This is a genomic window from Pseudomonas sp. FG1 (assembly GCF_034313875.1).
In the GTDB taxonomy this organism is placed as follows: domain Bacteria; phylum Pseudomonadota; class Gammaproteobacteria; order Pseudomonadales; family Pseudomonadaceae; genus Aquipseudomonas; species Aquipseudomonas veronii.
Map to the genome: position 1 here is coordinate 6,473,840 of NZ_JAVIWP010000001.1, position 20,852 is coordinate 6,494,691.

A 20,852-nucleotide genomic window follows, 5' to 3' on the forward strand; every position below is an offset into this window, starting at 1 on the left:
GACGGTTTCCACGGCCGACATTCAGGCCTCGGCCATAAACGGCGCCGGGTCGCCGCAGCCGACGCGGATCACTTCGGGGTCGCCGTCGGCCAGGTTGATCACGGTGGACGCCTTGCCGCCGCCGAAACCACCGTCGATGATCAGGTCGACGTGTTTTTCCAGCAGTTGGCGCATTTCGTAGGGGTCTTCCAGCGGTTCGGTGGCGCCGGGCATGATCAGCGACACGCTCATCAGCGGCTCGCCCAACTCGGCCAGCAGCGCCAGGGCAATCGGGTGTTCCGGCACGCGCAGGCCGATGGTGCGCTTCTTCGGATGCAGCAGCAGGCGCGGCACTTCGCGGGTGGCGTTGAGAATAAAGGTGTACGGCCCCGGCGTGTGGGCCTTGAGCAGGCGGAAGGTGCCGGTGTCGACCTTGGCGAACAGGCCCAGTTGGGACAGGTCGCTGCAGATCAGCGCGAAGTTGTGCTTGTCGTCCAACTGACGCAGGCGTCTGACACGCTCGACCGCGTTTTTGTCGCCGATCTGACAACCGATGGCGTAGGACGAATCCGTTGGATAGATCACCACGCCACCGGCGCGAATGATCTCCACGGCCTGTTTGATCAGGCGTGGCTGAGGGTTTTCCGGATGAATCTGGAAGAATTGACTCACGTGCTCTACCTGTTCAGACGGTGGCAATAATGGGGTCATGCTTGAATCGCCCCCACAAGAGCGGCAAGTCTTCCGGGACCGGGCGATATTCGCCGATCTCGGACCAGCCGCCTGGGCCATGAAAGTCACTGCCGGCGCTGACCAGCAGACCAAATTCGCGGGCAAGAATCGCCAGGCTGCCGACCTGTTCGGCGGGTTGATGCCCGTTGACCACTTCAATTGCGTGGCCGCCCGCACCAATATAGTCGCCAATCAGCTTGCGACGCTTGCTGCGGGTGAAATCGTAATGCCAGGGATGTGCCAGGCTGACCCAGGCCCCGGAGGCCCGCAGGGTCTCGACGGTGTCGTCCAAGGTCGGCCAGTGCTGCTTGACGTCGCCCAGCTTGCCGGCGCCCAGCCATTTGCGAAAGGCTTCGGCGCGGTCCCGGACAAACCCTTCGCGCACCATCCAATCGGCGAAATGCGGCCGGGCCGGTGCGTTGCCGCTGTCGCCCAGCTCCTGCTGGATGGCCCGGGCGCCGTCGAGGGCGTTGGACATGCCTTTGAGGCCGAGCTTGCGGCTTATTTCTTCGGAGCGCAGCCAGCGGCCATCGCGCAATTGGGCGACGGCCTCCACCAGCGGCGGGGCTTTTTGGTCGAAACCGTAGCCAAGCACATGAATGGTGGCGCCACCCCAGGTGCAGGACAATTCCACGCCGTTGACCAGTTGCATACCCAGGGCCTGGGCGGCTTCGCGCGCTTCGTCGAGGCCTTCGAGGGTATCGTGGTCGGTCAACGACAGGACTCGCACGCCTTTTTCAAACGCACGCGCAACCAGCACCGCGGGCGCCAGGGCGCCATCGGAGGCCGTGCTGTGGCAGTGCAAATCAACATTCACGGAAGTGTGTAACCTCAAGTCAGGTGGCGCTTTCGCTACCAAGGATGTTTGTTATTATGCCGCCACATCCAGCTTCTGGCTCTTACTGTGAAACAATTCATCGACTTCATCCCGCTGTTGCTGTTTTTCATCGTTTACAAACTCGACCCCAGGGTCATCGATCTCGCCGGCCATGAACTGACCTTCGGAGGCATCTACAGCGCCACCGCCGTGCTGATCATCAGCTCCATCGTGGTCTACGGCGCCATCTTCATCTCCCAGCGCAAACTCGAAAAAAGCCAATGGCTGACCCTGGTCGCCTGCCTGGTCTTCGGCAGCCTGACCCTGGCTTTCCACAGCGAAACCTTCCTTAAATGGAAAGCCCCGGTGGTGAACTGGCTGTTCGCCCTGGCGTTTATCGGCAGCCACTTCGTTGGCGACCGCCTGTTGATCAAGCGGATCATGGGCCACGCCCTGACCCTGCCGGAGCCGGTATGGACGCGCCTGAACATGGCCTGGATCGTGTTTTTCCTGTTCTGCGGCGCCGCCAACCTGTTCGTGGCCTTCACCTTCCAGGACTACTGGGTCGACTTCAAGGTATTCGGCAGCCTGGGCATGACCTTATTGTTCCTGGTCGGCCAAGGCATCTACCTGTCGCGCCACCTGCATGACACCGACCCCACTTCGCCGAAAACCGAGGACTGACATGCTCTACGCCATCATTGCCACCGACGTTGCCAACTCGCTGGAAAAACGCCTCTCCGCGCGCCCGGCCCACGTCGAGCGCCTGAAAGTACTGCAGGCCGAAGGCCGCATCGTGTTGGCCGGCCCGCTCCCGGCGATCGACAGCAACGACCCGGGCGACGCCGGTTTCACCGGTAGCCTGATCGTTGCCGAGTTCGCGTCCCTGGTCGATGCCCAGGCCTGGGCCAAGGCCGATCCGTATGTAGCGGCCGGCGTCTACGCGGACGTGGTGATCAAACCGTTCAAGCAAGTCCTGCCTTGACCGCGGTCGCGCCGAACCAATTCGGTTCGGCGCACTCCTAATTGCTCATTATTCTGGGTAACCTGCCGACAACGTTCTGAATATTCGTGTGGAATCAGGAGTTCCGATGCGCTTACGTCAGTTGTGTCTGTTGGCAGTGTTAATGATCGGGGCTACGGCCCACGCTGAAGAAACCTCGAGCACCGGCAGTTCTACGCCCCTGTCCTTGAGCGCCGGCAGCCAGATCACCGAATTGCAGCAACGCTTGAAAGAAAGCGAACGGCTGCGTGAAGAACTGAGCAAGCAACTGCAAACCACGGAGGCTGCGCGTGAAAGTGCCCAGTTGAGTCGCTTGCGCCAAGAGAACCAACGCCTGGCCCAGCAACTCAAAGAGGTACAGGGCGGCGGCTTGACCCGATGGCTGACCGAACAGCAGCAGTGGTTTGTCACCGGCGCGGCCGTCGCGCTGATCGCCTTGCTGTGCGGGATCTTCGCCAGCGGTGGGCACCGTCGCCGTCGACAATGGCTAAATTGAGTGAGTCATGAGCGAGCTGTTACTGATAGATGATGACCAGGAGCTCTGCGAGCTGCTGACCAGTTGGTTGGGCCAGGAAGGCTTCCAGGTGCGCGCCTGCCACGACGGCTTGAGCGCCCGCAAAGCCTTGGCCGACAGCGCCCCGGCGGCCGTGGTGCTCGACGTGATGTTGCCCGACGGCAGCGGCCTGGAGCTGCTCAAGCAATTGCGCAACGACCATCCGGAGTTGCCGGTGCTGATGCTGTCGGCCCGGGGCGAGCCGCTGGACCGCATCCTCGGCCTGGAACTGGGCGCCGACGATTACCTGGCCAAGCCCTGCGACCCGCGGGAACTGACTGCCCGCCTGCGCGCGGTGCTGCGTCGCAGCCACCCGGCTGCCGTGTCGACCCAGCTCGAACTGGGCGACCTGTGCTTCAGCCCGGTGCGCGGCGTGGTCAGCATCGACAATCAGGAATTCACCCTCACCGTCTCCGAAAGCCGCCTGCTCGAAGCCTTGCTGCGCCAGCCCGGCGAACCGCTGGATAAACAGGAACTGGCGCAGATCGCCCTCGGCCGCAAGTTGACCCTCTACGATCGCAGCCTCGACATGCACGTCAGCAACCTGCGCAAGAAGATCGGCCCGCACCCGGATGGCCGGCCACGGATCGTGGCGCTGCGCAGCCGCGGCTACTACTACAGCCTCTGAACCCCGCGCCACACTGATCCCACCGTTGATCTGCTCGTTCCCAAGGGTTTTGTCAGGCGCCGCCAAAACCCTCTTTACCCAAGCTTTACCCACACCTGACCGCCGCTGACCTTGTTCTCCGTAATCTACTCACATCCGGACTCACCGGAATAGAGACAGGAGAATCACCATGCGCAAGACCCTAATCGCTCTGATGTTCGCTGCTGCCCTGCCCACCGTTGCCATGGCGGCAATGCCCGACGGCCCAGGCCCGATGGGCGGCCCAGAAGGCCACATGATGATGGGTGGCCCAGGCCACGGCGGTGAACACGGTCCGCGTGGCAAAGGTGGCCCGCTCAGCCAGCTGGACTTGAGCAAGGAACAGCGCGAGCAAATTGGCAAGCTGATGGGTGGCCAATGGCAGGCTCGCAAAGACCTGGTCAAAAAGTATCTGGACAAACTCCCGGCTGCTGACCAGAAAGCCATGCAAGATGAAATCGCCGCCGGCAAGCAGAAAACCCAAGCCGATATCCGTGCCGTACTCAAGCCTGACCAGCAGAAGAAATTCGACGAGATCGTCAAGAAACAGGAACAACGCCGCGCCGAATGGAAGGAATTCCAGGCCTGGAAAGCGCAGCAGCCGCAAAAAGCGCAATAATGCGATAGCTTCACTGCCCCAGCCCAGCGGTTCACGCCGCTGGGCTTTTCCTGTTTGAGGGTTTCCTGTGCGTTCATTGTTCTGGCGCATCCTGGCCAGTTTCTGGCTGGCTATCGCCTTGGTTGCCGGGCTGTCGATCCTGCTTGGGCATATGCTCAACCAGGACGCCTGGATTCTCAGCCGCCACCCCGGCCTCAATAACCTGGCCGAAGAGTGGACCCAACTCTACGAAGCCCAGGGCGAGGACGCCGCCCAAGACTTGCTGCAACAGCGCAAGCGTCAGTATCACATTGACGTGCAAGTACTCAACGAAAGCGGCGAGCCCGTGGTACGCGGCACCTTTCCGCGCCGCGCCGCCGCCTTCGAAGCCCGGCAGAACGACAGCAAGGACGGCCACCTGCCCTGGCGGCGCCTGACCGCCGAGTACACCAGCGAAAAGACCGGCGACACCTACCTGCTGATCTATCGCATCCCCCACCCGGAGCTGGACGCCTGGCACCGCAGCAGCCTGATGTGGCCGTTGAGCGCATTGGCGATTGCCCTGGTGGTGCTGACCCTGTTCAGCCTGCTGGTGACACTGTCCATCACCCGCCCCTTAAGCCGCCTGCGTGGCGCGGTACACGACCTCGGCCAGGCCACCTACCAGCAGAACAGCCTGGCGCAACTGGCCAACCGCCGCGATGAGTTCGGCGTACTCGCCACCGACTTCAACCGCATGGGCGCACGCTTGCAGAGTCTGATCGGCAGCCAGCGCCAGCTGCTGCGAGACGTGTCCCACGAACTGCGCTCGCCCCTGGCCCGCCTGCGTATCGCCCTGGCCCTGGCCGAGCGGGCCGGCCCCGAGGAACGGGAAAGACTCTGGCCGCGCCTGACCCGCGAGTGCGACCGCCTGGAAGCGCTGATCAGCGAAATCCTGGTGCTGGCCCGGGTCGATGCCGACAACGCCAGTGCCGAAGACGTCGACCTCATCCCGCTGCTCAAGACCCTGCAAAAGGACGCCCAACTCAGCGCGCCAGACCAAGTGGTGCAACTGAGCGCCGATCCCGACCTGCGCCTCAAAGGCTGGCCGACCATGATCGAACGCGCCGTGGATAACCTGTTGCGCAATGCCCAGCGCTTCAACCCGCCCGGCCAACCGATCGAGTTGCAGGCGCGCCGCCTGGGCGAACGCATTCTGATCAGCGTGCGCGACCACGGCCCCGGCGTCGAAGCCGAGCACCTGAGCCAACTGGGCGAGCCGTTCTACCGCGCCCCCGGCCAAACGGCGCAGGGCCACGGCCTGGGCCTGGCGATTGCACGGCGCGCAGCGGAACGGCATGGCGGCAACCTGATCCTGGCCAATCATCCCAACGGTGGTTTCAGCGCCAGCATCGAGCTGCCATTGACGCCGGGAGTTGTCACACCGGTGTGATGATCTTCTATAGTGGCCCTTCTCTTATGGAGGGCCTTCGATGACTGACCTGCTGACTCCCATCCAAGCCGCACTCGATCTACCGCGCACCCCGCTGACCTCGACCGGGGCCGGCGCCTTGCCGTCGATCTTCGCCGTCAGCGACCTGGCCTGCGCCAGCATCGGCGCCGCCGGCCAGGCAGTTGCCCAACTCATCCTGCAACAGACCGGGCGCTTGCCCAGCGTGAGCGTGGACCGACGCCTCGCGTCTTTCTGGTTCTCTTCTTCGATCCGCCCCACAGGCTGGCAAGTACCGCCACTGTGGGACCCGGTGGCCGGCGACTATGCCAGCGCCGACGGCTGGATTCGCTTGCACACCAACGCGCCCCATCACCGTGCGGCTGCCGAGCGGGTGCTGGGCCACGTCGCTGACCGTGCCGAGATGGCGAGCAAGGTCGTCGCATGGAACGCTGCCGAGCTGGAGCAGGCGATTGTCGATGCCGGCGGTTGTGCCGCGCAGATGCGGTCGTGGCAGGCCTGGCAGCAACATCCCCAAGGCTTGGCGGTGAATGCCGAGCACCTGGTTCAGCGCCAAACCTTTGAACCCACCGCCAACAGGCTCTGGCGCGGCTCGGCGGCCCGCCCGCTGGCCGGCCTCAAAGTGCTGGACCTGACCCGCGTGCTGGCCGGCCCCGTGGCCAGTCGTTTTCTCGCCGGGCTGGGCGCGGACGTGTTGCGCATCGACTCGCCGACCTGGAACGAGCCGGGCGTGGTGCCGGAAATGACCCTGGGCAAACGCTGTGCGCGCCTGGACCTGAAAACCGCCGCAGACCGCCAGGTTTTCGAAGGGTTGCTCAAAGACACCGATATCCTGTTCCACGGTTACCGCGCCGATGCCCTCGAGCAATTGGGCTACACCGCCCACGCATTGCAGCAGCTCGCCCCCGGCCTGATCGACGTGAGCCTCAACGCCTATGGCTGGAGCGGCCCGTGGCGTAACCGCCGGGGCTTCGACAGCCTGGTGCAGATGAGCTGCGGCATCGCCGACGCGGGCATGGCCTGGAAACACGCGGATAAACCTGTGCCGCTGCCGTTGCAGGCGCTGGATCACGCCACCGGCTACTTGATGGCGGCCAGCGCGATCCTGGCCCTTCGCGAGCGCTTGGCGTCCGGCCGTGGCGGCTCGGCGCAGTTGTCGTTGGCGCGCACGGCAAAATGCTTGATGGAGGCCGGGCCGGTTCCGGAGCAACCGGCATTGCGGGCCGAAGCCCTCGAAGACCAGGGGCTGGTGGTGGAGCAAACCGCCTGGGGACCGGCGCACCGATTGCTCGCGCCGCTGACCATCAGCGGCACACCGTTGCAGTGGGATTTGCCGGCAGGGGAATTGGGGTCGCACCGGCCTCGCTGGTGACCTGAGACCGCCATCGCGGGCGTGCCCGCGATGAGGCCCACACGATCAAGCCACCCAGTTCATAACGACAACACCCCGCTATACAGCCCATACGCCGCCAACCCCGCGCCCGCAATCACACAGGCGAAAATGCCTTTTTCCACATGGGTAAACAACGGCAGGCCCTGCTCGCGCTTGGCCAGGGCAAACAGCACCACGCCCGGCGCATATAGCAACGCCGACAGCAGCAAATACTTCAGCCCCCCGGCGTACAGCAGCCACACTGCGTAGCCCAATGCAATCAGGCCCACCAGCAGATCTTTCAGACGCTGGCGCTGGGCGCCTTCGTAGGTTTCCCCGCGCCCGCTCAACAACACCGCGTAGGCTGCCGACCACAGGTAAGGCACCAGGATCATGGATGAAGCCAGGTAAATCAGGGTGGTGTAGGTGCTTTCGGAAAACAGCGTGATCACCAGGAATATCTGGATCATCACATTGGTCAGCCACAGCGCATTGACCGGCACCTGATTGGCGTTTTCCTTTTTCAGGAAGGCCGGCATGGTCTTGTCATGGGCCGTGGCGTAGAGGATTTCCGCGCAGAGCAGCGCCCATGACAACAACGCGCCCAGCAGCGATACCGCCAAACCGATGCTGATCAGCAGCGCGCCCCAGGGACCGACGATGTGCTCCAGCACGCCGGCCAGGGACGGGTTCTGCAATTGCGCCAGTTCCGCCTGGCTCATGATCCCCAGGGACAGCAGATTCACCAGCACCAGCAGCGCCAGCACACCGAGAAACCCGATCACCGTGGCCCGGCCCACGTCCGAGCGCTTCTGCGCCCGCGCCGAGTACACGCTGGCGCCCTCGATGCCGATGAACACGAACACCGTGACCAGCATCATGTTGCGCACTTGATTCATCACACTGCCGAAATGCGGCTTGCCCAGGCCCCAGATGTCGGCGGTGAAGACATCGGCCTTGAACGCCACGCCGGCGATGACCACGAACATCAACAGCGGCACGAGCTTGGCCACGGTGGTGATCTGGTTGATGAACGCCGCCTCCTTGATCCCGCGCATCACCAGAAAATGCACGGCCCACAGCAACATCGAGGCGCAGCCGATGGCCACAGGCGTATTGCCCTCACCGAATACCGGAAAAAATAGCCAAGGGTGCTGAACAGCAACACGAAGTAACCGACGTTGCCCATCCACGCACTGATCCAGTAACCCCAGGCGGACGAGAAGCCCATGTAGTCGCCGAAACCGGCCTTGGCGTAGGCATACACCCCGGAATCCAGCTCGGGTTTGCGGTTGGCCAGGGTCTGGAACACAAATGCCAGGGTCAGCATGCCCACGGCGGTGATCGCCCAGCCGATCAATACCGCGCCGACTTCCGCGCGCGCGGCCATATTTTGTGGCAGGGAAAAAATCCCGCCGCCGATCATGGAGCCCACCACCAGGGCGATCAAGGCGCTGAGTCGAAGCTTTTCAGACGATTGCGACATGAATTCTCCAGAATTAAAAGAACCACCGTGTACTCAACTAATTTACGCAGGCGCGTTAGCGTTTATTAGGGAAACTCTGAAAAAGACTTTCTGATTTGGCAAAATACCGCGACCCCACCCACCGAGTTTCCCGATGAAGCAGATGACCTTCGCCGACGCCGAGTACGCTGGCAAGCGCAAGCAAACCCGCAAGGAGTTGTTCCTGATCGAGATGGATCGGGTGGTGCCGTGGAAGGGCTTGATTGCTTTGATCGAGCCACATTATCCGAAAGGTGAAGGTGGCCGTCCGGCCTACCCGTTGATGGCGATGCTGCGTGTGCATCTGCTGCAGAACTGGTTCGGCTACAGCGATCCAGCGATGGAGGAAGCGCTGTACGAAACCACGATCCTGCGCCAGTTTGCCGGGCTGAACCTGGAGCGCATCCCCGACGAAACCACCATTCTCAACTTCCGCCGCTTGCTGGAGAAACACGAGCTGGCGGCCGGCATCCTCGCTGTCATCAATGGCTATCTGGGCGACCGCGGCCTGTCGCTGCGCCAGGGCACCATCGTCGATGCAACGCTGATCAATGCGCCCAGTTCGACCAAGAACAAGGACGGCAAGCGCGACCCGGAAATGCACCAGACCAAGAAGGGAAACCAGTATTATTTTGGCATGAAGGCCCACATCGGCGCCGATGACGAATCGGGTCTGGTGCACAGCGTAGTGGGCACGGCGGCCAATGTGGCGGATGTCACCCAGGTGGACAAATTGCTGCATGGCGACGAAAACGTGGTCTGCGCCGATGCAGGCTACACCGGTGTCGAAAAGCGGCCCGAGCATGAAGGACGTGAAGTTATCTGGCAGGTGGCGGCACGCCGCAGCACCTACAAAAAACTCGATAAGCGCAGCGTGCTGTACAAAGCCAAGCGCAAGATTGAAAAGGCCAAGGCTCAGGTGCGCGCCAAGGTCGAGCATCCGTTCCGGGTAATCAAGCGCCAGTTCGGTTACACCAAGGTGCGCTTTCGCGGCTTGGCCAAAAACACGGCGCAACTGGTGACACTGTTCGCTCTGTCGAACCTGTGGATGGCGCGCCGACATTTACTGACGAATGCAGGAGAGGTGCGCCTGTAATGCGGGAAATGGCCACCGGAGTGGGGTCCGGGTGGCGAAAACGTAAGAAATACTCGTCGAATTGATTGTTTTTTGATCATTTGGCGAGTTTAAAAGTTGCGCTAGGTGGTATGCCGGGGAAATACATGGCTACTTCAGACCATCCTTAGATATCGCGAATAAAACGCAGGCTCTAATAACCCAAAGGCATGTCAAAAAACAGAGTTTAGTCAAATTTATAAATTAAATAAGTATTGAACTTTAAGGTTTTGAGCGTCTTGCCAAGCCGGCCCGGAAAAAGTTTGCACATTCACCAAAAGGGACTAGCTTGAAACGTCCCGGCAATTGGGAAACCTTAATAATAAAAAAGCGCATAGAGGCTCTACGACGAGCGCCTTGGCGGCACTATCGCGCGCACGGCATTTTCACTCTAAGTCATTAATTCACAATGGAATGTGCCAATGATGTGATCTAAGTCAGCTGTTTGATTAGCGCACGGAATTATTCTGTGGTCTCTCTTCTCCTGCATTGGAGTCATGCAATGTCTGAATCTGCCGGAAAACTTCGACTTGGCGCACTGGTTGCACTTGTCGTGGGTTCAATGATTGGCGGCGGGATCTTCTCTCTGCCGCAAAACATGGCGGCCAGCGCCGATGTCGGCGCCGTCCTGATTGGCTGGGTGATTACGGCTGTAGGCATGTTGACCCTGGCGTTTGTGTTCCAGACCCTGGCTAACCGCAAACCCGATCTCGACGGCGGCGTATATGCCTACGCCAAGGCCGGCTTCGGCGACTACATGGGCTTCTCGTCCGCCTGGGGTTACTGGATCAGCGCCTGGCTGGGCAACGTCGGCTACTTCGTGCTCTTGTTCAGCACCCTCGGCTACTTCTTCCCGATCTTTGGCGAGGGCAACACCCCGGCCGCGGTGATTGGCGCTTCGGTGCTGCTGTGGGCCGTGCATTTCCTGGTATTGCGCGGGATCAAGGAAGCGGCGTTCATCAACCTGGTGACCACCGTCGCCAAGGTCGTGCCGCTGGTGCTGTTCGTGCTGATCGCCGTATTCGCGTTCAAGCTGGACATCTTCACCGCTGACATCTGGGGCCTGAAAAACCCGGACCTGGGCAGCGTGATGAACCAAGTGCGCAACATGATGCTGGTCACCGTGTGGGTGTTCATCGGCATCGAAGGCGCAAGCATCTTCTCGGCGCGGGCCGAAAAACGCAGCGACGTGGGCAAGGCCACTGTGATCGGCTTTATCACCGTGTTGCTGTTCCTGATGCTGGTCAACGTGCTGTCCCTGGGCATCATGACCCAACCGGAACTGGCCAAGCTGCAGAACCCGTCGATGGCTGCCGTGCTGGAGCACGTCGTGGGCCACTGGGGCGCCGTGTTGATCAGCGTCGGCCTGGTCATCTCGCTGCTCGGCGCGCTGCTGTCGTGGGTGCTGCTGTGTGCGGAGATCATGTTCGCCGCCGCCAAGGACCACACCATGCCGGAGTTCCTGCGCCGCGAGAACGCCAACCACGTGCCGGCCAATGCCCTGTGGCTGACCAACGCACTGGTCCAGGTGTTCCTGGTGATTACCCTGTTTTCCGCCAGCACGTACCTGTCGCTGATCTACCTCGCCACCTCGATGATCCTGGTGCCTTACCTGTGGTCGGCAGCTTATGCGCTGCTGCTGGCGGTACGTGGCGAGACCTACGAAAACGCCCCGGCCGAGCGCAGAAAGGACCTGATCATCGGCGCGATCGCGCTGATCTATGCGGTCTGGCTGCTCTACGCCGGCGGTACCAAATACCTGCTGCTCTCCGCCCTGCTCTATGCCCCTGGCGCGATTCTGTTCGCCAAGGCCAAGCATGAACTGGGCAAACCGATTTTCACCAACGTCGAGAAGCTGATTTTCGCTGCGGTGGTCGTTGGCGCCCTGGTGGCTGCCTATGGCCTCTACGCCGGCTTCCTGACTATGTAATTGTTGCTCACTGGAGGATCTGTAATGACCACGGAAAAAGTGAAGTACGGCGTACATTCCGAAGCCGGCAAACTGCGTAAAGTCATGGTGTGCTCCCCAGGTTTGGCCCACCAGCGGCTGACCCCCAACAACTGCGATGAACTGCTGTTCGATGATGTGCTGTGGGTGGCCCAGGCCAAGCGCGACCATTTCGACTTTGTCACCAAGATGCGCGAACGGGACATTGATGTGCTGGAAATGCACAACCTGTTGACCGATATCGTCGCCATCCCCGAAGCCCTGGACTGGATTCTGGAACGCAAGATCACCGCCAACCAGGTCGGCCTCGGCCTGATCAACGAAGTCGGCTCGTGGCTGCGCAGCCTGGAGCCGCGCAAAATCGCCGAGTTCCTGATCGGTGGCGTGTCGGCCGATGACCTGCCGGACAGCTTCGGTGGCAAGACCATCGAGATGTTCCGCGATTTCCTCGGCCACTCCAGCTTCATCCTGCCGCCGCTGCCGAACACCCAGTTCACCCGCGACACCACCTGCTGGATCTTTGGCGGCGTGACGCTGAACCCGATGTACTGGCCGGCGCGACGCCAGGAAACCCTGCTGGCCAGCGCCATCTACAAATTCCACCCCGAGTTCACCAACGCCGACTTCCAGATCTGGTACGGCGACCCGGACCAGGATCATGGCAACGCCACCCTCGAAGGCGGTGACGTCATGCCGCTCGGCAACGGCGTGGTGTTGATCGGCATGGGCGAGCGTTCGTCGCGCCAGGCCATCGGCCAACTGGCGCTGAACCTGTTCAAGCACAAAGCCGTCGAGCGCGTCATCGTCGCCGGCCTGCCGAAATCCCGCGCAGCGATGCACTTGGATACCGTGTTCAGCTTCTGCGACCGCGACCTGGTCACCATCTTCCCCGAAGTGGTCAGCCAGATCGTCGCCTTCAGCCTGCGCCCGGACGACAGCAAGCCCGGTGGCATCGATGTGCGCCGTGAAGACGCAAGCTTCCTCGACGTGGTCGCCACCGCCCTCAAGCTCAAAACCCTGCGTGTGGTCGAAACCGGCGGCAACAGCTTCGCCGCCGAGCGCGAGCAGTGGGACGACGGCAACAACGTCGTGGCCCTGGAGCCTGGCGTGGTGATCGGCTACGACCGCAACACCTACACCAACACCCTGCTGCGCAAGTCCGGCGTGGAAGTCATCACCATCAGTGCCGGTGAACTCGGCCGTGGCCGTGGCGGCGGCCACTGCATGACCTGTCCGATCATCCGCGACCCTATCGACTATTAATTTCCAGGCCTTGGCCGCCGCCCACAAGGCGTCGGCTAAGGGGATAACCTGAACACAAGGAGATCCACCATGGCTTTCAACATGCGCAACCGCAGCCTGCTGTCGCTGATGCACCACACCAACCGCGAGCTGCACTACCTGCTGGACCTGTCCCGCGACCTCAAACGCGCCAAATACACCGGCACCGAGCGCGCGCACCTCAAGGGCAAGAACATCGCGCTGATCTTCGAAAAAACCTCGACCCGCACCCGCTGCGCCTTCGAAGTGGCGGCCCACGACCAGGGTGCCCACGTCACCTACATCGACCCGGTGTCGTCGCAGATCGGCCACAAAGAAAGCATGAAAGACACCGCCCGCGTCCTCGGTCGGATGTTCGATGCCATTGAATACCGTGGCTTCGAGCAGGAAATCGTCGAAGAACTGGCCAAGTTCGCCGGTGTGCCGGTGTTCAACGGCCTGACCGCCGAATTCCACCCGACCCAAATGATCGCCGACACCCTGACCATGCGCGAACACAGCGACAAGCCGCTGCATGACATCAGCTACGCCTACCTGGGCGACGCGCGCTACAACATGGGCAACTCGCTGCTGATGATCGGCGCCAAGCTGGGCATGGACGTGCGTATCGGCGCGCCGAAAGCCCTGTGGCCCCACGAAGACTTCATCAAACAGTGCCAGGCCTTTGCCGAAGAAAGCGGCGCGCGCATCACCATCACCGAAGACCCTCTTGAAGCGGTGAAGGGCGTGGACTTCATCCACACCGATATCTGGGTGTCCATGGGTGAGCCAGTGGAAGCGTGGGACGAGCGTATCGAGCAACTGCTGCCGTACCAGGTCAACGCCAAGATGATGAAAGCCTCGGGCAACCCCCGGGTGAAGTTCATGCACTGCCTGCCGGCGTTCCATAACAGCGAAACCAAGGTCGGCAAGGACATCGCCACGCGTTATCCGAACCTGGCCAATGGCGTGGAAGTGACCGAAGAGGTGTTTGAATCCCCGGCCAACATTGCCTTTGAACAGGCGGAAAACCGCATGCATACCATCAAGGCGATCCTGGTGTCGGCGTTGGCGGATATCTGATTTCGACACAACGCCTACTGTAGGAACACGGTCAAAATGTGGGAGGGGACTTGCCCCCGATAGCGGTGTATCAGTCGACACAAGTATTGAATGTTAGCCCGCCATCGGGAGCAAGCGCCCTCCCACACTTAGTCCTGTGTTCACACGCTGAACTCTAGAAGGATTGCATTATGCGTATCGTCGTTGCACTGGGCGGTAACGCCCTGCTCCGCCGTGGTGAACCCATGACAGCGGACAACCAACGCGCCAATATCCGAATCGCCACCGAACAGATTGCCAAGATCCATTCCGGCAACGAGCTGGTGATCGCCCACGGCAATGGTCCGCAAGTCGGCCTGCTGTCGTTGCAGGCAGCGGCCTACACCAGCGTCTCGCCGTACCCGCTGGACGTGCTCGGTGCCGAAACCGAAGGCATGATCGGTTACATCATCGAACAGGAACTGGGCAACCTGCTGGACTTCGAAGTCCCGTTTGCCACCCTGCTCACCCAGGTCGAAGTGGACGCCAACGACCCGGCCTTCAAAAAACCCAGCAAACCGATCGGCCCGGTGTACTCCCAGGCCGAAGCCGAGAAACTCGCCGCGGAGAAAGGCTGGACCATTGCCCCGGATGGCGATAAATACCGTCGCGTGGTGGCCAGCCCGCGGCCGAAACGCATCTTTGAAATTCGCCCGATCCAATGGCTGCTGGAGAAAGGCAGCATCGTGATCTGCGCCGGCGGTGGCGGTATCCCGACGATGTATGGCGAAGACGGCAAACTGCGCGGCATTGAAGCGGTCATCGACAAAGACCTGTGCTCATCGCTGCTGGCTTCGCAACTGGAAGCCGATTTGCTGGTGATCGCCACCGACGTCAACGCGGCGTTCATCGACTACGGCAAACCCACCCAGAAGGCTATCAGTCAGGCCCACCCGGACGACATGGAAAAACTCGGTTTCGCCGCCGGTTCCATGGGGCCCAAGGTCCAAGCGGCCTGCGAGTTCGCCCGCCAGACTGGCAAAACCGCGGTGATCGGTTCACTCTCGGACATCGAAGCCATCGTCCAGGGCACCGCCGGCACCCGTGTCAGCACAGCGACCCCTGGCATCCGTTATCTGTGAAGTTGAGGAGAAATGCCTATGGCTACCTTTGAACCCGGGCACTTGCACATCGAACGTCACGCGCTGAACAAAGACGACTACAGCTACAACCTGTGCATCGACTATGAAATCAGCCAGCACCCCAAGGAAGGCCAGGGGATGCTGTTCACCCTGCATGGTTCTGTGGAGGGCAAGGACCTCAAGGAAGAATTCTTCCTGCCCAAGGACCAGGCCTTCGACTTTGCCCGGCACGCGATGAATATCGCGCAGAAGTACGGGATGCCGAAGATCGCGACACTCAATGGCGAGATGCACAAGCAGTACGACTTGATGTTCGAAGATGTGCGGCATCAGTTGAATGTGAAGCCCGGCGACCCCGTCAACCCCGAACACCTCGCATAACTCGGTCCAAATGTGGGAGGGGCAAGTCGAATCGTCGCACCGCCCCTCCCCCATTTTTGATCTCCCCCCTGTCTGGCATACTTGCCGCCTCTCGCTCCCCAGAATTGTCAGCCGCCCCATGCGTATCCACGTCAGCTTCATCGACCGCGTCGGCATTACCCAGGAAGTCCTGGCCTTGCTCGGTGGGCGCAATCTCAACCTGGACGCGGTCGAGATGGTGCCGCCCAACGTCTACATCGACGCGCCGACCCTGAGCGCCGAAGTCCTCGAAGAGCTGCGGGACGCGCTGTTCAGCGTCAACGGCGTGCAGGCAGTGACCGTGGTGGACATCCTCCCCGGCCAACGCCGCCACCTGCAACTCGACGCCCTGCTGGCGGCCATGACCGACCCGGTGCTGGCCCTGGACAGCGCAGGCAAGATCCTGCTGGCCAACCCGGCGTTGATCGCCTTGTACGGTCGCGAACCGGCCGGCGAAAGCATCAGCGAACTGTTCAACGATCCGGCCTTGCTCGACACCTTGCTGGAGCAAGGCTTTCGCTTGCCTCTGCGCGAGATCAGCGTCAACGGCCAGACCTTGCTGCTGGAGGCGACGCCGATCACCGATGCCGGTGCCCTGCTCAGCCTCTACCAGCCCAACCGCATCGGCGAACAATTGTCGGCGCTGCACCACGACCATGCCGAAGGTTTCGATGCGCTGCTCGGCGAGTCGCCGGCGATCCGCACCCTCAAGGCGCGCGCGCAGCGTGTCGCGGTACTCGATGCGCCGCTGTTGATCCAGGGCGAGACCGGCACCGGCAAAGAGCTGGTGGCGCGGGCCTGCCACGCCATCAGCGCACGCTGCAGTGCGCCGTTCCTGGCGTTGAACTGCGCGGCGCTGCCGGAAAACCTCGCCGAAAGCGAACTGTTCGGCTACGCCCCCGGCGCCTTTACCGGGGCCCAGCGCGGCGGTAAGCCGGGGCTGATGGAACTGGCCAACCAGGGCACGGTGTTCCTCGATGAGATCGGCGAAATGTCGCCGTACCTGCAGGCCAAGCTGCTGCGCTTTCTCAACGACGGCAGCTTTCGCCGGGTAGGCGGCGACCGCGAAGTGAAGGTGAACGTGCGTATCCTCAGCGCCACCCACCGCGACCTGGAGAAGATGGTCGCCGAGGGCACCTTTCGCGAAGACCTGTTCTATCGCCTCAACGTCCTCAATGTCGAAGTGCCGCCCCTGCGCGAGCGCGGCCAGGACATCCTGCTGCTGGCGCGCTACTTCATGCAGCAGGCCTGCGCGCAGATCCAGCGCCCGGTCTGCCGCCTGGCCCCCGGCACTTACCCGGCCTTGCTCGGCAACCGCTGGCCGGGCAACGTGCGGCAGTTGCAGAACGTGATCTTCCGCGCCGCCGCCATCTGTGAAAGCAGCCTGGTGGACATCGGCGACCTGGACATCGCCGGCACCTCGGTCGCACGTCAGAGCGACAGCGAAATCACCAGCCTGGAACAGGCCGTGGAAGACTTCGAACGCAGCCTGCTGGAGAAGCTCTACGCCAGCTACCCCTCGACCCGCCAGTTGGCAAGCCGCCTGCAAACCTCCCACACCGCTATCGCCCATCGCCTGCGCAAATACGGCATCCCCAACAAACCCTGATCTGGGCGCTGTCCACTGTAGGAGCGAGCTTGCTCGCGAAAAACCCAAGGGCACCGCGCTCATCCAGGCTTCCCACATCATCGTTGACGATCTTCGCGAGCAAGCTCGCGCCTACAGGGCTCGCATTCCCAATTGGGTCTGAGAACGACATCAACTGTACTGAAAGCGCTACAGCGTAACGATATCGCTACAGCCCTGCTTTTTGCGCGCCATGCAAGGCTTTGATCCACATAGGCTTTTTTCCAGCACCGAACTGTAGCGAAATCGCTACAGCCTCAGCCGGCAACGCATTTGTCATATTTATCAAGTTATTGATTTATAAGCACTTAATGACATTGGCCGCGATATTGCTAAGCAACTCCCCATTATTCCAATCCCGTCCACCAGACGAATCTGGCCCCCGAGGAGTTTCCATGAGCGAGTTGCGTTTCACTGAAGATCACGAATGGCTGCGCGCCGAAGCTGACGGCAGCGTCACCGTGGGTATCACCGCATTCGCGCAAAATGCGCTGGGTGATGTGGTTTTCGTGCAACTGCCAGAGTTGCAGGCTTACGAAAAAGGCGCCGAGGCGTCCACCGTCGAGTCAGTCAAAGCCGCCAGCGGCGTGTACATGCCCCTGGACGGCGAAGTGCTCGAAGTGAACGCCGAGCTGGAGGGCCGCCCGGAACTGGTCAACGAAGACCCGATGGGCGAAGGCTGGTTCTTCCGCTTTAAACCTGCCGATGTCGACGCAGTGACTACGCTGTTGGATCAGGATGCGTATGACCGCCTGATCAAAGCCAACGCCGAAGCCTGAGGAGCGCGCCATGACGATCAACTTGAGCACCGCCAACGAATTCATCGCCCGCCACATCGGCCCGCGCCAGGAAGATGAGCAGCAGATGCTCGCCAGCCTGGGCTTCGACTCCCTGGAAGCCCTGAGCGCCAGTGTGATCCCGGAAAGCATCAAGGGCACCAGCGTGCTCGGCCTGGAAGATGGCTTGAGCGAAGCCGAGGCCCTGGCCAGGATCAAAGCCATCGCCAGCCAGAACCAACTGTTCAAGACCTACATCGGCCAGGGCTACTACAACTGCCACACGCCGTCGCCGATCCTGCGCAACCTCCTCGAAAACCCGGCCTGGTACACCGCCTACACCCCGTACCAACCGGAAATTTCCCAGGGCCGCCTGGAAGCGCTGCTGAATTTCCAGACCCTGATCAGCGACCTCACCGGCCTGCCGATCGCCAACGCCTCGCTGCTCGACGAAGCCACCGCCGCCGCCGAAGCCATGACCTTCTGCAAGCGCCTGAGCAAGAACAAGGCCAGTAATGCCTTCTTCGCCTCGATCCACAGCCACCCGCAAACCCTCGACGTGCTGCGCACCCGTGCCGAGCCGCTGGGCATCGACGTGGTGGTGGGCGATGAACGCGAACTGAGCGATGTCAGCCCGTTCTTCGGCGCCCTGCTGCAATACCCGGCCAGCAACGGCGACGTGTTCGACTATCGCGAGCTGACCGAACGCTTCCACGCCGCCAACGCCCTGGTGGCCGTGGCCGCCGACCTGCTGGCGCTGACCGTGCTGACCCCACCGGGTGAATTCGGCGCCGACGTGGCCATCGGCAGCGCGCAACGCTTCGGCGTCCCGCTGGGCTTCGGCGGCCCGCACGCGGCGTACTTCTCCACCAGGGATGCGTTCAAGCGCGACATGCCGGGCCGCCTGGTCGGTGTTTCGGTCGACCGCTTCGGCAAGCCGGCCTTGCGCCTGGCCATGCAGACCCGCGAGCAACATATCCGCCGCGAGAAAGCCACCAGCAACATCTGCACCGCCCAGGTCCTGCTCGCCAACATCGCCAGCATGTACGCCGTGTACCACGGCCCCAAAGGCCTGACCCAGATCGCCCAGCGCATTCACCAGTTGACCGCGATCCTGGCCAACGGCCTGCGCGGCCTGGGCCTGAAAGTCGAGCAAGAACACTTCTTCGACACGCTGACCCTCAACACCGGCGCCCGCACCGCCGCCCTGCACGACCAGGCCCGCGCCCAGCGCATCAACCTGCGTGTGGTCGACGCCGAACGTCTCGGCCTGTCGGTCGACGAAACCACCACCCAGGCCGATATCGAAACCTTGTGGGCACTGTTTGCCGACGGTAAAGCCCTGCCGGACTTCGCCGCCAAGGTCGAAGGCAGCCTGCCGGCCGCGCTGCTGCGTCAGTCGCCGATCCTGACCCACCCGGTGTTCAACCGTTATCACTCGGAAACCGAGCTGATGCGCTACCTGCGCAAGCTGGCCGACAAGGACCTGGCGCTGGACCGCACCATGATCCCGCTGGGCTCCTGCACCATGAAGCTCAACGCCGCCAGCGAAATGATCCCGGTGACCTGGGCCGAATTCGGTGCCCTGCACCCATTCGCCCCGGCCGAACAAAGCGCCGGCTACCTGCAATTGACCTCCGACCTGGAAGCCATGCTCTGCGCGGCCACCGGCTACGACGCCATCTCGCTGCAACCGAACGCCGGTTCCCAGGGCGAATACGCGGGCTTGTTGGCGATTCGCGCCTATCACCAGAGCCGTGGCGATCAGCACCGCGACATCTGCCTGATCCCGTCGTCGGCACACGGCACCAACCCGGCCACCGCCCACATGGCCGGCATGCGCGTGGTGGTGACCGCTTGCGACGCGCGCGGCAACGTCGACATCGAAGACCTGCGCGCCAAAGCCATCGAGCACCGCGACTACCTCGCCGCGCTGATGATCACCTACCCGTCGACCCACGGCGTGTTCGAAGAAGGTATCCGCGAGATCTGCGGGATCATTCACGACAACGGCGGCCAGGTGTACATCGACGGCGCCAACATGAACGCCATGGTCGGCCTGTGCGCGCCGGGCAAGTTCGGCGGCGACGTCTCGCACCTGAACCTGCACAAGACCTTCTGCATCCCCCACGGCGGCGGCGGCCCGGGCGTTGGCCCGATCGGCGTCAAATCCCACCTGGCCCCATTCCTGCCCGGCCACGCGGCCATGGCACGCAAGGAAGGCGCGGTGTGCGCGGCGCCGTTCGGCAGCGCGAGCATCCTGCCGATCACCTGGATGTACATCAGCATGATGGGCGGCGCGGGCCTCAAGCGCGCTTCGCAGTTGGCGATCCTGAATGCCAACTACATTTCCCGTCGCCTGGAAGAGCACTACCCAGTGCTCTACACCGGCAGCAACGGCCTGGTGGCGCATGAATGCATCCTGGACTTGCGCCCGTTGAAAGACAGCAGCGGCATCAGCGTGGATGACGTGGCCAAGCGCCTGATCGACTTCGGCTTCCACGCGCCGACCATGTCGTTCCCGGTGGCCGGCACCTTGATGATCGAGCCGACCGAAAGCGAATCCAGGGAAGAACTGGACCGCTTCTGCGACGCGATGATCGCCATCCGCGAAGAAATCCGCGCGGTGGAAAACGGCACCTTGGACAAGGACGACAACCCGCTGAAAAACGCCCCGCACACTGCGGCGGAACTGGTGGGCGAATGGAGCCACCCTTACAGCCGTGAACAAGCGGTGTACCCGCTGGCGTCGTTGATCGACGGCAAGTACTGGCCGCCGGTCGGCCGGGTCGACAACGTGTTCGGCGATCGCAACCTCGTGTGCGCCTGCCCTTCGATCGAGAGCTACGCATAACCTGGTCAAGAATGTGGGAGGGGGCTTGCTCCCGATG

18 protein-coding genes and 1 pseudogene are annotated in these 20,852 nt (G+C 62.1%); 16 read left to right on the forward strand and 3 right to left on the reverse strand.

What is annotated here, in order from left to right:
• Positions 1-21: 21 nt before the first annotated feature.
• Both RGV59_RS29835 and RGV59_RS29840 read right to left on the reverse strand, forming a co-directional pair.
• Positions 22-651 carry an L-threonylcarbamoyladenylate synthase gene (locus RGV59_RS29835; RefSeq protein WP_017847159.1) on the reverse strand — a complete coding sequence of 210 codons (630 nt, stop codon included), beginning with the start codon at positions 649-651 and terminating at the stop codon, positions 22-24.
• A 13-nt stretch (positions 652-664) separates the two neighbouring features.
• Positions 665-1,528, reverse strand: coding sequence for a PHP domain-containing protein (locus RGV59_RS29840; protein ID WP_026140053.1), 864 nt, complete (start codon positions 1,526-1,528; stop codon positions 665-667).
• A gap of 87 nt (positions 1,529-1,615) precedes the next feature.
• Here RGV59_RS29840 and RGV59_RS29845 point away from each other — a divergent pair, with 87 nt between their 5' ends.
• From RGV59_RS29845 to RGV59_RS29875, 7 genes are all read left to right on the forward strand, one after another.
• Complete coding sequence (locus RGV59_RS29845) at positions 1,616-2,212, forward strand: septation protein A (RefSeq protein ID WP_126585426.1); 597 nt, start codon at positions 1,616-1,618, stop codon at positions 2,210-2,212.
• 1 nt (position 2,213) lies between these two features.
• Positions 2,214-2,513, forward strand: a complete 300-nt coding sequence (locus tag RGV59_RS29850) for a YciI family protein (protein ID WP_017847156.1) — start codon at positions 2,214-2,216, stop codon at positions 2,511-2,513.
• Positions 2,514-2,619: 106 nt separating this feature from the next.
• Complete coding sequence (locus tag RGV59_RS29855; RefSeq protein WP_126585427.1) at positions 2,620-3,027, forward strand: translation initiation factor 2; 408 nt, start codon at positions 2,620-2,622, stop codon at positions 3,025-3,027.
• Between the two features lie 7 nt (positions 3,028-3,034).
• Positions 3,035-3,712, forward strand: a complete 678-nt coding sequence (locus RGV59_RS29860) for a response regulator transcription factor (protein WP_046382270.1) — start codon at positions 3,035-3,037, stop codon at positions 3,710-3,712.
• Positions 3,713-3,881: 169 nt separating this feature from the next.
• Entirely contained in the window at positions 3,882-4,349 is a 468-nt protein-coding gene (locus RGV59_RS29865; RefSeq protein ID WP_126585428.1) for an LTXXQ domain protein, read from the forward strand.
• Between the two features lie 67 nt (positions 4,350-4,416).
• The gene (locus RGV59_RS29870; protein WP_046490093.1) at positions 4,417-5,760 is read left to right on the forward strand and encodes a sensor histidine kinase; all 1,344 of its coding nucleotides are present in this window, start codon (positions 4,417-4,419) and stop codon (positions 5,758-5,760) included.
• Between the two features lie 40 nt (positions 5,761-5,800).
• The gene (locus RGV59_RS29875; protein ID WP_126585429.1) at positions 5,801-7,150 is read left to right on the forward strand and encodes a CoA transferase; all 1,350 of its coding nucleotides are present in this window, start codon (positions 5,801-5,803) and stop codon (positions 7,148-7,150) included.
• Between the two features lie 59 nt (positions 7,151-7,209).
• Here RGV59_RS29875 and arcD (RGV59_RS29880) read toward each other — a convergent pair.
• Positions 7,210-8,636: pseudogene (arcD, locus tag RGV59_RS29880) on the reverse strand (arginine-ornithine antiporter).
• 133 nt (positions 8,637-8,769) lie between these two features.
• Here arcD (RGV59_RS29880) and RGV59_RS29885 point away from each other — a divergent pair.
• From RGV59_RS29885 to gcvP, 9 genes are all read left to right on the forward strand, one after another.
• Positions 8,770-9,750 carry an IS5-like element IS1384 family transposase gene (locus RGV59_RS29885; RefSeq protein ID WP_010466230.1) on the forward strand — a complete coding sequence of 327 codons (981 nt, stop codon included), beginning with the start codon at positions 8,770-8,772 and terminating at the stop codon, positions 9,748-9,750.
• 520 nt (positions 9,751-10,270) lie between these two features.
• Positions 10,271-11,698, forward strand: a complete 1,428-nt coding sequence (gene arcD / locus RGV59_RS29890; RefSeq protein ID WP_026140052.1) for an arginine-ornithine antiporter — start codon at positions 10,271-10,273, stop codon at positions 11,696-11,698.
• 24 nt (positions 11,699-11,722) lie between these two features.
• Positions 11,723-12,979, forward strand: coding sequence for an arginine deiminase (gene arcA / locus RGV59_RS29895; protein WP_017847148.1), 1,257 nt, complete (start codon positions 11,723-11,725; stop codon positions 12,977-12,979).
• 69 nt (positions 12,980-13,048) lie between these two features.
• The gene (locus RGV59_RS29900) at positions 13,049-14,059 is read left to right on the forward strand and encodes an ornithine carbamoyltransferase (protein WP_017847147.1); all 1,011 of its coding nucleotides are present in this window, start codon (positions 13,049-13,051) and stop codon (positions 14,057-14,059) included.
• 170 nt (positions 14,060-14,229) lie between these two features.
• On the forward strand, positions 14,230-15,159 hold the full coding sequence (arcC, locus tag RGV59_RS29905; protein ID WP_017847146.1) for a carbamate kinase: 930 nt from the start codon (positions 14,230-14,232) through the stop codon (positions 15,157-15,159).
• A gap of 18 nt (positions 15,160-15,177) precedes the next feature.
• Complete coding sequence (locus RGV59_RS29910) at positions 15,178-15,540, forward strand: DUF5064 family protein (RefSeq protein ID WP_017847145.1); 363 nt, start codon at positions 15,178-15,180, stop codon at positions 15,538-15,540.
• Positions 15,541-15,658: 118 nt separating this feature from the next.
• A complete protein-coding gene (locus tag RGV59_RS29915) occupies positions 15,659-17,167 on the forward strand; it encodes a sigma-54-dependent transcriptional regulator (RefSeq protein WP_017847144.1) in 1,509 nt (502 codons plus the stop codon).
• A gap of 413 nt (positions 17,168-17,580) precedes the next feature.
• Positions 17,581-17,964, forward strand: a complete 384-nt coding sequence (gene gcvH, locus RGV59_RS29920; RefSeq protein WP_126585430.1) for a glycine cleavage system protein GcvH — start codon at positions 17,581-17,583, stop codon at positions 17,962-17,964.
• 10 nt (positions 17,965-17,974) lie between these two features.
• Positions 17,975-20,815, forward strand: a complete 2,841-nt coding sequence (gene gcvP / locus RGV59_RS29925) for an aminomethyl-transferring glycine dehydrogenase (protein ID WP_046490085.1) — start codon at positions 17,975-17,977, stop codon at positions 20,813-20,815.
• The last annotated feature ends 37 nt before the right edge of the window (positions 20,816-20,852 follow it).

What these genes read in the sequence shown, in the direction of transcription:
- RGV59_RS29850 (WP_017847156.1), top strand. Translation starts at nt 2,214, where the DNA reads ATGCTCTACGCCATCATTGCCACCGACGTTGCCAACTCGCTGGAAAAA.
- RGV59_RS29855 (WP_126585427.1), top strand. Translation starts at nt 2,620, where the DNA reads ATGCGCTTACGTCAGTTGTGTCTGTTGGCAGTGTTAATGATCGGGGCT.
- RGV59_RS29860 (WP_046382270.1), top strand. Translation starts at nt 3,035, where the DNA reads ATGAGCGAGCTGTTACTGATAGATGATGACCAGGAGCTCTGCGAGCTG.
- RGV59_RS29865 (WP_126585428.1), top strand. Translation starts at nt 3,882, where the DNA reads ATGCGCAAGACCCTAATCGCTCTGATGTTCGCTGCTGCCCTGCCCACC.
- RGV59_RS29875 (WP_126585429.1), top strand. Translation starts at nt 5,801, where the DNA reads ATGACTGACCTGCTGACTCCCATCCAAGCCGCACTCGATCTACCGCGC.
- RGV59_RS29885 (WP_010466230.1), top strand. Translation starts at nt 8,770, where the DNA reads ATGAAGCAGATGACCTTCGCCGACGCCGAGTACGCTGGCAAGCGCAAG.
- arcD (WP_026140052.1), top strand. Translation starts at nt 10,271, where the DNA reads ATGTCTGAATCTGCCGGAAAACTTCGACTTGGCGCACTGGTTGCACTT.
- arcA (WP_017847148.1), top strand. Translation starts at nt 11,723, where the DNA reads ATGACCACGGAAAAAGTGAAGTACGGCGTACATTCCGAAGCCGGCAAA.
- RGV59_RS29900 (WP_017847147.1), top strand. Translation starts at nt 13,049, where the DNA reads ATGGCTTTCAACATGCGCAACCGCAGCCTGCTGTCGCTGATGCACCAC.
- arcC (WP_017847146.1), top strand. Translation starts at nt 14,230, where the DNA reads ATGCGTATCGTCGTTGCACTGGGCGGTAACGCCCTGCTCCGCCGTGGT.
- RGV59_RS29910 (WP_017847145.1), top strand. Translation starts at nt 15,178, where the DNA reads ATGGCTACCTTTGAACCCGGGCACTTGCACATCGAACGTCACGCGCTG.
- RGV59_RS29915 (WP_017847144.1), top strand. Translation starts at nt 15,659, where the DNA reads ATGCGTATCCACGTCAGCTTCATCGACCGCGTCGGCATTACCCAGGAA.
- gcvH (WP_126585430.1), top strand. Translation starts at nt 17,581, where the DNA reads ATGAGCGAGTTGCGTTTCACTGAAGATCACGAATGGCTGCGCGCCGAA.
- gcvP (WP_046490085.1), top strand. Translation starts at nt 17,975, where the DNA reads ATGACGATCAACTTGAGCACCGCCAACGAATTCATCGCCCGCCACATC.